The sequence below is a fragment of the Stieleria maiorica genome (assembly GCF_008035925.1).
In the GTDB taxonomy this organism is placed as follows: Bacteria; Planctomycetota; Planctomycetia; order Pirellulales; family Pirellulaceae; genus Stieleria; species Stieleria maiorica.
This window is the reverse complement of sequence record NZ_CP036264.1, coordinates 8760567-8774162: the sequence shown is the minus strand read 5'-3', so window position 1 is coordinate 8774162 and position 13596 is coordinate 8760567. Positions and strand designations below refer to the sequence as shown.

The following is a 13596-nucleotide window of genomic DNA, read 5'->3' as shown; positions in this document are numbered from 1 at the left end:
GTAGCGGAATTCGCCAAGAATTTCGGCTTTTCCCGTGTGGACTGCTGCAAGTCGAAAGCCTTGTCGGCTTCCGCTACGGGTTTCGGGACAGAGCCTACCGGAGGTCCATGGGCGGTGGGCGGCGGCCGAGCAGCACGTCGAATTCCATCGGCTGGCCGTCGCGGACGATGTCCAATCGGATCGCCGTGCCGGCCATCGCGTTTCCGATCAATTGCATCAGGTGATCGACGTTCCGCACCCGCTCTTGGTCCAGCGAAATCACCAAGTCGCCGGGTTTCAGCCCGGCTCGCGCGGCCCCGGAGTTCCGGTCGGCCAGTGCGGCGATCATCGCCCCGCGGACGCGGTGGTTTTGGTCCTGCAACCTGTCATCAGGGACCTCGACCAGGGAGACACCCAGCCAACCTCGCTCGATCGATCCCGTTTCTCGTAGTTGCAGGTAGATCTTTTTGGCGATGCCGCTGGGGATCGCAAAACTGACTCCCTGGTAGGTGTCGCCGACGATGGCGGTGTTGATTCCGATCAGCGTGCCACGTGAATCGACCAGTGGTCCGCCGCTGTTGCCCGGGTTGACGGCAACATCGCTTTGCATGAAATCCTGGTAGCGGTCTTTCGCTCGGACCACGCGGTGTTTGCCGCTCAGGATGCCGAAGGTGACAGTGCGGTCCAGGCCGAAGGGGCTGCCGATCGCCCAGACGGGAGAGCCCACCCGAATCCGCTCGCTGTCGCCCCAGGGGATCGGGATCAAGCGATCGGCGTTGACCTTCAAAACCGCCAAATCAGTCAATTCGTCGGTGCCGACGATCACGGCATCCACCGTCCGGCCGTCGCTGAGCGTGACGGAGATCTGGTCGCTGCTGGCGACGACATGGCGGTTGGTCAGGATGTAACCGTCGGCATCAACGACGACTCCACTGCCCTGGTCGGAGATCAGGATCGCCGGTGCACCGGGGACCTCATGATGGGCGACCGCTTGGTGGTCGGTGCGGTGGATGTCGATATGAACCACGCTGGGCCCGGCCGCCGCATTGACCATCTGGTAGGCTTGGCTGAGCGTGTCTAAGGAGACGTTTTTCAGTCCTTCCCCGGCGACTTCGAATTCAGCCCGCAGCTGACCGCGGTGTTGTGCGTAGCGGATTTCTTCGACGATCCCCGGCAGGATGTACCGGGCGGTGCCCAGCATCGCCAGGACGGTCAACAACATCACCACGCCGTGTCGCACCGGATCGCTACGCCGTGCGTGTTGGCGGTGTTTCGTCGAGATCGAAATCGACTCGGGCTCGGTGATCAATTCCGGATCGGGGCTGACGACGATGTCCGCTACATCGATGTCCGTGATTTCCGCGTCGGTGATTTCCGCATCCGCCTCAGGCGCGAAGTGCGGACGGGGCGGACCGGAGGTTCGGGGGTGAAACCGATGGAAGACCAGCGTGCGAGTCGGATCGATGTTCTCCACTTCGATCGGTTCGGCCGGAGGCACGTCGCAGGGGCGATCCGCTGTGGATGGGGCTGTCGTCAAGCGGTCCGTTTCGGGCGGTTGCGGATCGCCGGCGGAAGTGTCTTGCGCGGAACCTGCGATTTCGTCGGAGGACGGTTCAGGCTGCGGGTCTTCTGGCGGTCGGTCCATGATGGAGCTCGGTCCCACACGCAAACGGACGGAAAACGGAAAGGTCATATTCTAGCGCGACAGGATTCCGAATCGGCAACTTTTTTTCTGCAATTCGGCAGCAAATCCGTTTCTGCCGGCGGAAAAACCGGTTCGGGTGGCTCGCCTTCGGTCACGCTTTGCGCGACAATTGGCGTTTGCTTTGCGGGTGACGCAGACCGTACCGGGGCCAGTCAAACGGCGTCGCGGGGGGTATGCTGTCGGACGCAAACAAGAACTGACCGCACCTTTCGTATTTCGGATCCTGATCCCTTATGGCTTCTTCAGCGGCACGTGACACCTCTTCGGCGCGCGAGACGATTTACCAGGCAATCTCCGCGATTCGTCTGGTCGACCCCCACACGCACATCAATCCGCACACGCCCGCATCGAGCACGTTGGCGGACATTCTGGGGTACCACTACTACACCGAATTGGTCCACTCGGCGGGGATGCCGCGGCAGGAGATCGAGGAACCCGGCATCGGTCCCCGCGAGCTGGTGCGGCGAATGGTTCATGGGCTGGGCAATATCACCAACACCGCGAACTACCACTGGTTGCTGCAGATCTGCCGCGAGTTTTTTGATTTCAACGACGACGCGATCACGCCAGACAATTGGGAGTCGTTGTACGACGCGGCGGAAGAAAAAATGAACGGCGCCGGCTGGGCGCAAACCGTGCTGGACCAAAGCAATGTCGAAGCGGTTTTTCTGACCAACGACTTCGACGATGAATTGGAAGGCTTTGATTCCAGCACCTACATCCCCTGTCTTCGCACCGACGATCTGGTGTTCCATCTGGCCAAACCGGAGGTCCGCGGGCGGCTGGAACGTTGCAGCGGCGTGCCGCTGGACGGAACCCTCGGATCGCTGCGGGCGGCGCTCGAGCAACGTTTCGAGCATTTCGTTTCTCACGGCGCCCGGGCTTGTGCGATTTCGATCCCGCCCACCTTCCAGCCCACGATGGTCGACGACGGTGCGGCCCAAAACGCGTTGGACCATGTCTTGCGCCACGACACCGGGTCCGAAGACGCACAGCGTGACGCGCTGTCGCGACGTGTCTTTTGGACGCTCGCCGAATTGTGCGATCAATACGGTTTGCCCTTCGATTTGATGATCGGTGTCAACCGCGGCGTCTATCCCTCGGGCGTCTATCAAGGCCAAGACCTGTATGACAGTCGGGTCTCGTTGATCCAATACAAAGAACTGTTCAACGCGTTCCCCAAGGTCAAGTTTCCGGTCTCGGTGCTGGCCAGCGTGACCAACCAGGAATTGGTCAGCTACAGCTGGATCTTCCCCAACGTGTTGACCAACGGGCATTGGTGGTACAGCAACACGCCGTCGTTCATTCATCGTGATGCGGCGGCGCGGTTGGAAGCGGTCCCGCGCAACAAGCAAATCGCGTACTACAGCGATGCGTACAAGTTAGAGTTCGTGTTGCCCAAGTTCGACATGTACCGTCGAATCTTGTCGCGGGTGCTGGCGGACGAATTCGTCGGCGAAAACGGTTGGAGTGAAGAGAAGGCGATTCAGCTGGGCCGTCAGGTGTTGCGTGGCAACGTCGATGAAGTCTTTCGGTCGCCGTTGATCGAAGCGGATTCCATCGACGACTCAAACGACGCAGCCGCTTCGCCGATCGTCGTCGCGACGTCTGGCGGTGGCGATGAATTGGGTTTGTCAGACGATGATTCGGAACTGTCGGCGTTCCTGGCCAGTGATTCCGATGCCGGCGACGATCAAGACGGGTTTGCGACTGTCACCGATGATTCCGATCGCACGGTCGGGTCGGAGAGTTTTGGCACGGTCGATCCCCTTGCCGAAACGGTCGCCGCGTCGGACGATGAGTTGGGGTTCCTGGACCCGATTCCGACCGCCGAGGAAATCGATGCGGCGGAGGTGGCCGACGTCGTGTTGGAAGATGCCTCGCGTGATTTTGATGCCACCGCGATGGAGGCGGAGATCGATCCGAGCCCGCTGGACGTCGGCGACCTGTTGGGAGAACAAGGGGACAACCCGCCCGGTCCCGATACCCCCGGTTCCAGCATTCATCTATTGGCCGCCGACGGAGAATTCACTCCCGACAGCGACTCGATGAAACTCAAGCCCGATCCGATGACCGGCGAGTTGCATTTTCCCGTCGGCGAAGACGACGGTGGCGATGAGGATGAGGGCGGGTTCGGAGCCGGCGTGTTCGACAAGTCGTGACGGACGGGCCGCTCGCTGACGCTTCCCGCTGGCATGGGATGCCAGCACGTGGCGTAAGCCAGTGGCGGGCGCTGGTGGTGGAGTGGACTGACGAGCCGCTTGCTGACCGGCCCGTTGAATTAATCAGCCGTTTGGCGCGAGCCTACGGGCACCAGTGCGTTTTCTTGGTATCGGAAGCCCGTACGCTCGCGCGAAACGGCTGATCCCACGTGTGATCGAACTAAATCAACAGGCCGTAACGCTTCCCGCTGGCATTGCCGCTCGCTAACGCTTCCCGCTGGCATGGCCGGTCGCTATCGCGGTCGGCGGGTATTGGGATCGTCCCACGATGGCAACTCGAATCCGTCTAGCGGTGCGTCGCTTCGGGCATCGTCGGGTGCGAGCAACGATTGATAGACGCGATAGTCAACGGTTTCGCTCAGGAACCGCAATGATCCATCGGCCAGCGCGATGTTCACACCGCCGGGGTGCAGCGAACTCGGGCGAGCGAGATCGTGGGCGTTGGCTTTGGTCATTTCCAGTGCTTCAATCGGACGCCCGGCGATCGTGGAATTGATGCGGTGGATCGGATTGATCGCCGGCAATCCGCTCGAAGGATCGTCTGATTCCCGGTGCCAGACAACGCCCTGTGTGTAGCGGCACGTCGGTTCATACGACACGTGCTCTTGGCCTTCGCGCAGGACTAGGTCTTCGGCATCGATGAACCCCGCGCGGTGCCACGGCATCGCTTGCAGGTTCTCGGTGAACAGCAGCGTGTTGGAGAGTCCGTCGGCAATGTCGTCGAAACGAATTTCGGGGCCGAGCGGAACCGTGTCGCCGTTTGGATCACGTCCCGGGAATTGATTGTTGAACACGCCGTTGGCCGCGGACATCGAGCGTTCAAAATGCGGACTCATCATCGGGGCGTGCATGCCTGCGTTACAGGCGTAGTTGTTAACGCCCGGAATCGCGGTTCGTCCCGCCGCCTCCGGGCACTGCAGGACGTCGATCGACGCGGCAATCGATTGATTGAACCCGATGCCGGCGCGACCTTCGGTCAATGGACCTTGCGCTGCGAATGCGATCGGGAATTTGTTTATAGACCATCGGTCATAGAGCGGTTGCTGATCCAGATAGGGCAACATCGCGACAACCCAGGTACCAACTTTCTGGTGTGCGCGCGTGCTGGAGAGTTCAACGTCGAGAGGATCTGCGGAGGGTGAAAGCGGGCCCGGTCGCCAATCGCCGTACCACCGGACGTATCCCGGCAGTCGGCCTCGTTGGGAATGGAAGTTCTGAGCGGCCAGTCCGAGTTGTTTGAGGTTGTTCAGGCAGTGGACGTTACGATGTGGACGCCGCACGGCATCAATGGCCGGTAGTAAAAGGAACACCAGCATCGCGGTCGCAGCGCCCAAGAAAATAACTTCGATCGCTCTCAGACGTCGTTTTGAACGAGCCAATGAACTGATCCTCGCTGATTGCTACGTTTGTCTATTGACATCGTAACAGGTCGGCGGCGCGATGGCTCGATTCTGTAAGGAGGCACACTCGAGAATCGGATGGAGGTTCACCCACGGATGGCAAAGCGTACCCACGGATGAAAAGCAGCCAGGGATCCGTGGGTACGCTTTGCCATCCGTGGGAATACTTTCACACGAGTGACATCAGCCGATTCGCGCAAGCGTTCGGGCCCCAGTATTCGTGGAGGCCCGTAGGCTGGCGCCAAACAACTGGCCCTAAGAGGGTTTAGCGGAATCGAAAACGCCAAAATCCTACGAACGAAAACGGGAACGAATCGACCGGTTTTGTGCAGCCCAGGCGGAGCCGGGGAACAAGTTTTGAAAGAGCGGTATGCACAGCATGCCCTACGACGCGCATCACTCTGCGGCGATGCGGTTGATGGCGTTCAACATCGCCAGGATCGTGCTTTCGACGCTGTCGGTGCTGACGCCGGTGCCGCGATACAGCCGTCCCTTGTGTTCGACTTCCAAGTTGACTTCGCCGATCGCGTCGCGGCCGAGTGTGGCGCTGCGGACGCGGTAGTCCTTGCAGACCAACTGCACGCCGGTGATCTGTTCGACCGCCCAGAACGCGGCATCGATCGGGCCGTCCCCCTCGGTGACTTCGGCCGACTTTTCTTCGCTGCCGTCACTGAGCGTCAACTTGACGCGCGGCGCCTGCTGTTTCGAACACGTGACTTCGTAATCGACCAGCGACCAGGTCTGTCCGCCGCTGGTGCTGATCTTTTGTTGGACCAGCGCGATGATGTCGCCGTCGTAGATTTCCTTTTTCTTGTCGGCCAACAACTTGAACTGTTCGAAGACGGCGTTCAGTTCCTCGCCGTCGATGTGGAAGCCGAGCGTCTTGGCGCGGTCGGCCAACGCGGCGCGGCCGCTGTGTTTGCCCAGCACCAAGTCGGTTTTGGCGAACCCGACTTCTTCGGGCGACATGATTTCATAGGTGCTGCGTTCTTTCAGCATCCCGTCTTGGTGGATCCCCGATTCGTGCGCGAACGCGTTGCGACCGACGATGGCTTTGTTGCGTTGCACGCTGATCCCGGTCACCTTGCTGACCAGTCGGCTGACGGGAACCAATCGCTGGGAATTGATTCGGGTGGTGCAGTCATAGAAATCGCCGCGGGTCTTCATCGCCATCACGACTTCTTCCAGGGCGGCATTGCCGGCGCGTTCGCCGATGCCGTTGATGGTGCATTCGATCTGGCCGGCACCGGCGGCGACGGCGGCCAGGCTGTTGGCCACCGCCATGCCCAAGTCGTCGTGGCAATGGGTGCTCAAGACGGCTTTGTCCATGTTGGGCACGCGGTTGCGGAGCATGTCAAAGATCTTGAAGATCTCCGCGGGCGTGACATATCCCACGGTGTCGGGAACGTTGATGGTCGTCGCCCCGGCATCGATCGCTGCTTCGACCACACGGCACAAAAAGTCGTGTTCGGTGCGGCAGGCGTCTTCGGGCGAGAACTCGACGTCGTCGCATTTGCTGACGGCCAGTTTGACACCGTCGACGGCTCGCTGGACGATCTCGTCGGGCGTCATCCGCAACTTGAACTCGCGGTGGATCGCGCTGGTCGCCAAGAACACGTGGATGCGGGATTGTTCGGCGTTCTGGACCGCTTCGGCCGCCCGCAAGATGTCCTTTTCATTACAGCGGGCCAAACCGCAGATCGTCGAACCTTTGATCGTTTCGGCGATCTGTTTGACCGCTTCGAAATCGCCGGGCGAAGCGATCGGGAATCCGGCTTCGATCACGTCGACGCCCAAGTCGGCCAGTGCGTGGGCGACCTCCAGCTTTTCGGCCAAATTCATGCTCGCCCCGGGCGATTGTTCGCCGTCGCGAAGCGTGGTGTCAAAGATACGGATCTGACGCTGGGATTGGGGATTAGTTTCTGGCACGGCTTCGCGGGGTGCGATTCTGGAGTCGGGGGTGGTGGATTCCATGACGGTGTCCATCAATAGGGTTCGGATAGTATGGGAAACAGGGGGCGTTTAAAAAACACGGGGATCCCAAAAACCCGGGGCATTCGTCGGAACAACAAAAAAACCCGAGTCCTCGGGGACTCGGGTTTTCGCTGTTTTTTCGATTGATTCCGCGTGTCAGCGGTTTGTCAATCGAAGCGTGCAAACCTTCATCTCCCGCCCGTCTGGCAGTAGCAGTAGAAGTAGTAGAAGGCTAAGCAAGCTAATGTTCATGGCCGTAGCGTAGATCAGGGGGCCCGGGGGCGTCAAGTCAATTCGGTCAGCAAGTTCGGACGCGGAAGTCCGCCGGCGGGTTCGCGCCGGCGCCCGCGGGATGCGGCAATGCCCGCGGGAAGCGTCACTTGTTCCCGGGCTCCGCCTGGGAACACACTGAACGGGAGGCTCCGCCTCTCCGGCAACGCATTGGGCGGGAGGCGGAGCCTCCCGGCAGCCCGTTCCAAGGCAGAGCCATGGAACGAGTCGATAAATCAACAGGCCGTAACGCCACGTGCTGGCATTTGCTCGCCTACGCCACCCCCTGCACCGCTTGCGTCGTCGCACTTGCCGCGGGGGCCGCCCGTTGGGCGTCTCGCATTTCCTCACGCAGCTCTTGTTCGGTCATCATCAAATCCCGTTCGTGTTGCCATCGGGCCAACGCGTAATCCACGCTGGACAGTGCCAGCAGCGTCGCGCCCATCCAAAAACAACACCCGATCAAGGTGTCAAAGATGGTCGTCGCGATCGCGGCCATCGGCTGCTGGGCCAGACCGACGAAGGTTGGCAGACCATGACGCACCACGCCGATGGCGACGGCGCTGACTGCGATCAGTTTTAGCAGCGTGATGGCGAATCTCCCCAGCGAGCGAGCCGAGGCCATCGACTTCAACCGCGCACTCGGCGAGAACCGGTCCAGCGAAGGAGCCAGTTTGGACGGCGTCATCATTAAACCGGTCTGCAGCAGGTTCAGGGCGACGCCGCACATCAACATCGCGACCAGCATCGGCAGCAACATCGTTCCGACCGCCGCAAACGCTTTGATGATCCGGCGCTGTGATTCCCACGTGTCCAATGACAACGTGATCGGTTGACTGAATGAATCGGTCAATGACGCGGTCAGCGATTGTGCCAACCCAGGACCGAACCAAGACAGCAAACACGTCGTCACCAGCAAGGAACCGGCAGAGACCACGTCGCTGCTGCGCGGTGCCCTGCCCTGCTCTTTCGCTTGCTTGCGTCGGCGTGGAGTCGGCGGATGAATCTTTTCGGACATCAGTGATTCGGGTAGTGGGCGAGGCGACGAGCCCTTTCGGAATGCGAACTGCGAGGACTGCTCACGTCGTCCACTACTTCAACCTCAGCCTCGCGATCGCGTTGGAAAGTTCGGTTTCGAAGACCAATCCCGCCGATCCGATCGTCAATGCCATCAGCAACAACGCCGCCATCACGTTGATGTTCAATCCGATCGCCAAGACATTCAATTGCGGAGCGGTCCGGCTGACCAACGCCACGACTAAATTGGTCAGCATCACGCAGGCGACCACCGGCGCGGCGACGCGAAGGCCTGATTCGATCCCGATGGCCAAATGATCGATCACCAATGCGGACAGCGTTTGATCAATCGAGACGGTCATCGGCGGAAACCGGTGAAAGCTGGTCAGCAACGCATCGATCAGTAAACGATGCCCGCCGACGGCGAACAGGACTGCCGTCACCAACAGCCCCAGCAACCGCGAAAGTTGCGGGACGGGCTCGCCGCTGGACGGATCGGCGGTTTGCGCCAACTGCATGCCCGTCGCGTTGGAAATCAGTTCGCCGGCCAGGGAGACGCCCGAGACCAGCAGTTGAACCACGCCACCGATGATCATCCCAAAGATGACTTCACGTCCGGCGGAAAAGAGGATCTCGATTCCGGCAAGCTCGGTTCCGGCAGAGGGAACCGCGGTGCCGACGCCGGGTACCAGCACCAGCGTGATCGCGAGTACCAACAGCACACGAATTCGCATCGGCAGCCCGCCGGAAAGGACCGGCAACGCGACGACCAGTCCGCCAAGCCGGGCGGCGACCATCGCAAAGACCATCAGCTGGTGCAGCAGCCATTGTCCGGTCACGTCGCCGAGCGTGTCGTAGAAATTCATCGAGCAATACTTACGGCGAACCGACGAACATGGTCTGGGTGAATTCGATCATCCGCGAAAACATCCACGGCATGCAGGCCAACAGCACCAGGCTGGACACGATCAATTTGGGCACAAAGGAAATCGATTGATCTTGGATTTGAAACAGCGTTTGCAACAGCCCGGTCACGATGCCGACGACCGCGCCGATCAACAACACGGGGGCGGCCAACAACGCGGCCAGCATCAACGCCTGGCGGCACAGGTCAACGGCTTGGCTGGAATCGAGCGTCATCTAACCCACCGGTCCAAAACTGGCCAACAACATTCCCACGACCAAGTGCCAGCCATTGACCAGCACGAACAACAACAGTTTCAGCGGCAGCGAGATCATCGCCGGCGGCAGCATGAACATCCCCATCGACATCGTCACGCTGGCGACCACGATGTCGACGACCAGGAACGGCAGGTAGATGCTGAATCCCATCAAGAACGCGATCTTCAGCTCGCTGATCACGAACGCCGGTAACAGCACTCGGATCGGGATGTCGGCAAAGGAACTTGGGGTCGGCCCGTCCGGGACGGCGTGTCGGTAAAACAGGACCACGTCGGCGTGGTTCTTCGCCGCGGCAATTTGTTTCGACATGAATTCGCGGACCGGCAACGCGCCGGCTTCATAGGCCTCCGCCAGCGTCATCTCCGTGTCCGGATCGGTGTAGGGTTTGATCGCTTCGTCGTAGACGCGGGTCCAGACCGGTGTCATCACCAACAGCGTCATGAACAATGAAATGCTGGTCAGCACCTGCGTCGGCGGCAAGGCCTGTAACCCGATCGCTTGTCGCAGCAGCGAAAGCACGACGATGATGCGGATGTAACAGGTCGTCATTAACAGGATCGCGGGGGCGAGCGAAATCACCGACAGCAACAACATCGTTTGGATGCTGCCGCCGACTTTGTCGGGGCTGGCCCACGATTCGGGGCCGCCGGCGATGGTTTCGATCGCCTCGGCCGACAGCGAGATCGTCGGCCGTGAAACTAACTGTGGAACTGAGTCGTCGGCCGCGACCGCCCTGCCCTGCCCCGGCAGATTGCCCTGCCCCGGCTGATTGCCCTGCCCCGGGAGATTTCCCTGCTCCGGGAAGTCGAGGCTGCCGCCCTGCTCTGCGGTCACCCTGCCCGGACACAGCAGTGTCAGCAGCACCAGGGGCAGCAAGAGTGGCAGGAAGCGGTTCAAGATCGGGACCGGGTCGCGAGTGGGTCGGCGGACGCGGCGACCCCGTCGGCCGCCAGCGACCGGGACTTTAGGAAAAAGCACGCAGAAATCGAAAGATTAGTTTTCGACTTGTTCCCGGGCGGAGCCCGGGAACGAGAGCGGCTGGCATGGGATGCCCGCGCGTGGCGTGAGCCAGTGGCGGGCGCTGGTGGTGGAGTTGATTCCCGGGCCGCTCGCTGACCGGCCTGTTGATTTAATTCGATCACACGTGGGATCAGCCGTTTCGCGCAAGCGTACGGGCCTCCAATACCAAGAAAATGCACTGTCGCCCGTAGGCTCGCGCCAAACGGCTGATTAAATCAACAGGTCGTGACGCTTCCCGCTGGCATGGGATGCCAGCACGTGGCGTGAGCCAGTGGCGGGCGCTGGTGGTGGAGTTGATTCGCGGGCCGCTCGCTGACGCTTCCCGCTGGCATGGGATGCCCGCACGTGGCGTGAGCCGGTGGCGGGCGTTTGTGGTGGAGTTGATTCCCGGGCCGCTCGCTGACCGGCCTGTTGATTTAATTCGATCACACGTGGGATCAGCCGTTTCGCGCAAGCGTACGGGCCTCCAATACCAAGAAAATGCACTGTCGCCCGTAGGCTCGCGCAAAACGGTTGATTAAATCAACAGGTCGTGACGCTTCCCGCTGGCATCGCTGGGCTTCACCCGGCGTCTCGCAGGCCGGCGAAGTAGGCGTCGTAGCCGGCCAGCGTGCTGCCCGGGACCAGCAACGTGGTCGAATCGGGAAACGTCACGCGGCAATCGCTGCGGACATACCCGGCGACCTTTTCGATTCTCGTGTCGGCGATCGGGCAGCGGGACACGACGAACAGCTTGGTGGTCGACTGGTCCGTGTCCGTCTGAATCCGAAAGCAGATCAGCGACGAACCGATTCTCGCAAGCGCAACGGCCTGCTCGGTGGACTCGATCCTGGCATCGCTGAACACGCAGCGGATCGACTCGCCGGTGCCGGATTGGCCGGCCAAGTAGTGCAGTGCCGCGGCGATCTCGGGGGACAGGCTGGGCGGATTGGGTTTGCCCAGCAGGTGCGCCGCGTCGGATTGGCGATAGCATTTGATCGCGGCTTCGGCATCGGCGCGGAGGAAGTACGCGGACACGCGGAGGGCGTTCTCGCCGGGCCAAGTGGCCAGTTGGACGCCATCGTCTTCGACTCCAGGTCCCGTCTCCAGCAGCGATGGCGATTTGCGACCCGCGGCCGCCAACTCGATCAGATCACTGAGATAACGCACGCAGACTTCGCTATCCGGATTCACGTCGGGCGGGTGATACAAGAACGGCGGATCGGATTCCAGTTCTCGGGACAATCTCGCGCGAGTGGAGGAATCGATCGCATTCCAGGTCTTGGTGGACTCGATCCGACCGATGGCGGCGTCGGGTTCGTCGCCGAAGTGCTGCAACGCAAACGCCGCCAACGCCACGACCGCACGCTCGGATTGTTCCTCGGCCGACGCACTGACTTGGCCGGCGCGGAATTGGATTTCCAACCGGTCGGCGGCCGCGGACTGCCAGGCATCGATCAGCGATTTTTGCGGTCGATTGCGTTTGTCAACCAAGACGTGACTGAGCAAGAACGCTTCCAAACGCTCGGCAACGATCCTGCGGTCGGATGCGGACAAGGATTGCGCGGGCTGGTAGTTGGCCGGCCGGGACGTCGTGCCGTCGGCCAGGTGCCGCATCAGCGAAACGCGTCCGTATTCGTCGCGCAGATTCAGTGCCGCCAACTGTTTCATCGCCGCCACGCGGGCGGAATCGGAAATGCCCAATTCGCCGGCCAGGTGCACCAGTTCGACGCCGTAGATCCAGTGCACATCGCGGTAGCGGACCATCGGGCTGTAGATGGATGCGACTTCGATCGCGATGATTTCGACCAGTTGCCGGATCAGCCCGACGGCTTGTTGGTCCAGCACGTGCTCGCCCAACTTGGATGCGCCGTAGGTGGTCGCTTTGCTGGCCGCCCACCAGGCGACCAGGGTCAGCGGGTTGGTGCTGCTGACGATCCGCCCGGCAAACAGCACGCTGGAGGCGACATCGATGTAGGGTTTGGCGGATTTGTAGATCCCGAACGTTTTGACGGCCCGCATCACGACGTTGTAGATCGATTGGAAATCGTAGCTCGCCAGCCCTCCCGGCAAACTCTCCACGGCGACCAACAGTCTCAGCGAGGCGCGTCCGACGGCACGAGAAACGGCGTCGACGTTGGTTTTCAAGAGCGGCGAGGTTTCGCCGGGGCGATAGATCGCCACGACGTCGGAAACCAGCGCGAACAGGTCGCTGCGAATTCGCTCGTTGTCAAACACTTTGCGGTCACCGCTGTCTTTGCGGTACGCATCTCGCTTGATGCTGTCAAACAACTCGCGTGTTTTGGATTCGACCAATTCCAACAGTTGGCGATCGTGCCGGGCCATCGGGTCATCGGCCGAGATCGTGGGCAAGTCCTGTTGCGGTCGCGGACGGAGATCATCGGGGTGTTTGAAATCGATCGCGTCGGGAAATTGCAGCCATTGCTGCAGCGACAGGGCGCGGCCGTTCAAGTCCCGTTCACGCACCGCCAGCGATTCGGCACGCTGGTCCAACCATTCGGCCAGCCCCGCGGCGTCGTCGCCAGCCGAGTCGGCACCGCCCTGCCCTGCCCCGCCGGTTTGTTTGGATCCGGCCGCGGCGAATTTGCTTTTCAAACGGACCGAATCGACCAGTGCAGCGGCAAGCGGCAGCAATCCGAGTGCCCCCAGGCCGATGTTGGGGATGGGGGTCCGGGAAACGGCAAAGACGACCAGCACGATCGCGACGATCATGCCCGAGGCAAGCGAATAAAGCGGCAGGCGTTTCAGGGTATCGGCGGGCACGGTGGTGATGGAAGCGCGAGCAGCTGAGAGCGGACGAGTATCAACCCGCGGACGAGCATAAACG

Annotated in this window: 9 protein-coding genes; 1 reads left to right on the top strand and 8 read right to left on the bottom strand. The window is 61.1% G+C overall.

What is annotated here, in order from left to right; translation table 11 throughout:
- Positions 1-94: 94 nt before the first annotated feature.
- Positions 95-1624 carry a S1C family serine protease gene (locus Mal15_RS29780; RefSeq protein WP_147871080.1) on the bottom strand — a complete coding sequence of 510 codons (1530 nt, stop codon included), beginning with the start codon at positions 1622-1624 and terminating at the stop codon, positions 95-97.
- Between the two features lie 293 nt (positions 1625-1917).
- On the opposite strand from Mal15_RS29780, the gene Mal15_RS29775 reads away from it, so the two are divergent.
- Positions 1918-3846, top strand: a complete 1929-nt coding sequence (locus Mal15_RS29775; RefSeq protein WP_147871079.1) for a glucuronate isomerase — start codon at positions 1918-1920, stop codon at positions 3844-3846.
- A gap of 293 nt (positions 3847-4139) precedes the next feature.
- Here Mal15_RS29775 and Mal15_RS29770 read toward each other — a convergent pair whose 3' ends face one another.
- The 7 genes from Mal15_RS29770 to Mal15_RS29740 form a co-directional block, all read right to left on the bottom strand.
- A complete protein-coding gene (locus Mal15_RS29770) occupies positions 4140-5285 on the bottom strand; it encodes a DUF1559 family PulG-like putative transporter (RefSeq protein WP_147871078.1) in 1146 nt (381 codons plus the stop codon).
- A gap of 417 nt (positions 5286-5702) precedes the next feature.
- Positions 5703-7280 carry a 2-isopropylmalate synthase gene (locus Mal15_RS29765; protein ID WP_147871077.1) on the bottom strand — a complete coding sequence of 526 codons (1578 nt, stop codon included), beginning with the start codon at positions 7278-7280 and terminating at the stop codon, positions 5703-5705.
- 544 nt (positions 7281-7824) lie between these two features.
- Entirely contained in the window at positions 7825-8568 is a 744-nt protein-coding gene (locus Mal15_RS29760) for an EscU/YscU/HrcU family type III secretion system export apparatus switch protein (RefSeq protein ID WP_147871076.1), read from the bottom strand.
- Positions 8569-8641: 73 nt separating this feature from the next.
- Positions 8642-9433, bottom strand: a complete 792-nt coding sequence (locus tag Mal15_RS29755) for a flagellar biosynthetic protein FliR (protein WP_147871075.1) — start codon at positions 9431-9433, stop codon at positions 8642-8644.
- 10 nt (positions 9434-9443) lie between these two features.
- Positions 9444-9707, bottom strand: a complete 264-nt coding sequence (locus tag Mal15_RS29750; protein WP_147871074.1) for a flagellar biosynthetic protein FliQ — start codon at positions 9705-9707, stop codon at positions 9444-9446.
- Positions 9708-10646: a flagellar type III secretion system pore protein FliP gene (gene fliP / locus Mal15_RS29745; protein ID WP_233903116.1), complete on the bottom strand. Its 939-nt coding sequence runs from the start codon at positions 10644-10646 to the stop codon at positions 9708-9710. It lies immediately after the preceding gene.
- 684 nt (positions 10647-11330) lie between these two features.
- The gene (locus Mal15_RS29740; RefSeq protein ID WP_147871073.1) at positions 11331-13532 is read right to left on the bottom strand and encodes a hypothetical protein; all 2202 of its coding nucleotides are present in this window, start codon (positions 13530-13532) and stop codon (positions 11331-11333) included.
- Positions 13533-13596: the final 64 nt, after the last annotated feature.

Coding starts and splice junctions, on each gene's coding strand:
- Mal15_RS29780 (WP_147871080.1), bottom strand. CDS start 1,624: ATGGACCGACCGCCAGAAGACCCGCAGCCTGAACCGTCCTCCGACGAA.
- Mal15_RS29775 (WP_147871079.1), top strand. CDS start 1,918: ATGGCTTCTTCAGCGGCACGTGACACCTCTTCGGCGCGCGAGACGATT.
- Mal15_RS29765 (WP_147871077.1), bottom strand. CDS start 7,280: ATGGAATCCACCACCCCCGACTCCAGAATCGCACCCCGCGAAGCCGTG.
- Mal15_RS29760 (WP_147871076.1), bottom strand. CDS start 8,568: ATGTCCGAAAAGATTCATCCGCCGACTCCACGCCGACGCAAGCAAGCG.
- Mal15_RS29755 (WP_147871075.1), bottom strand. CDS start 9,433: ATGAATTTCTACGACACGCTCGGCGACGTGACCGGACAATGGCTGCTG.
- Mal15_RS29750 (WP_147871074.1), bottom strand. CDS start 9,707: ATGACGCTCGATTCCAGCCAAGCCGTTGACCTGTGCCGCCAGGCGTTG.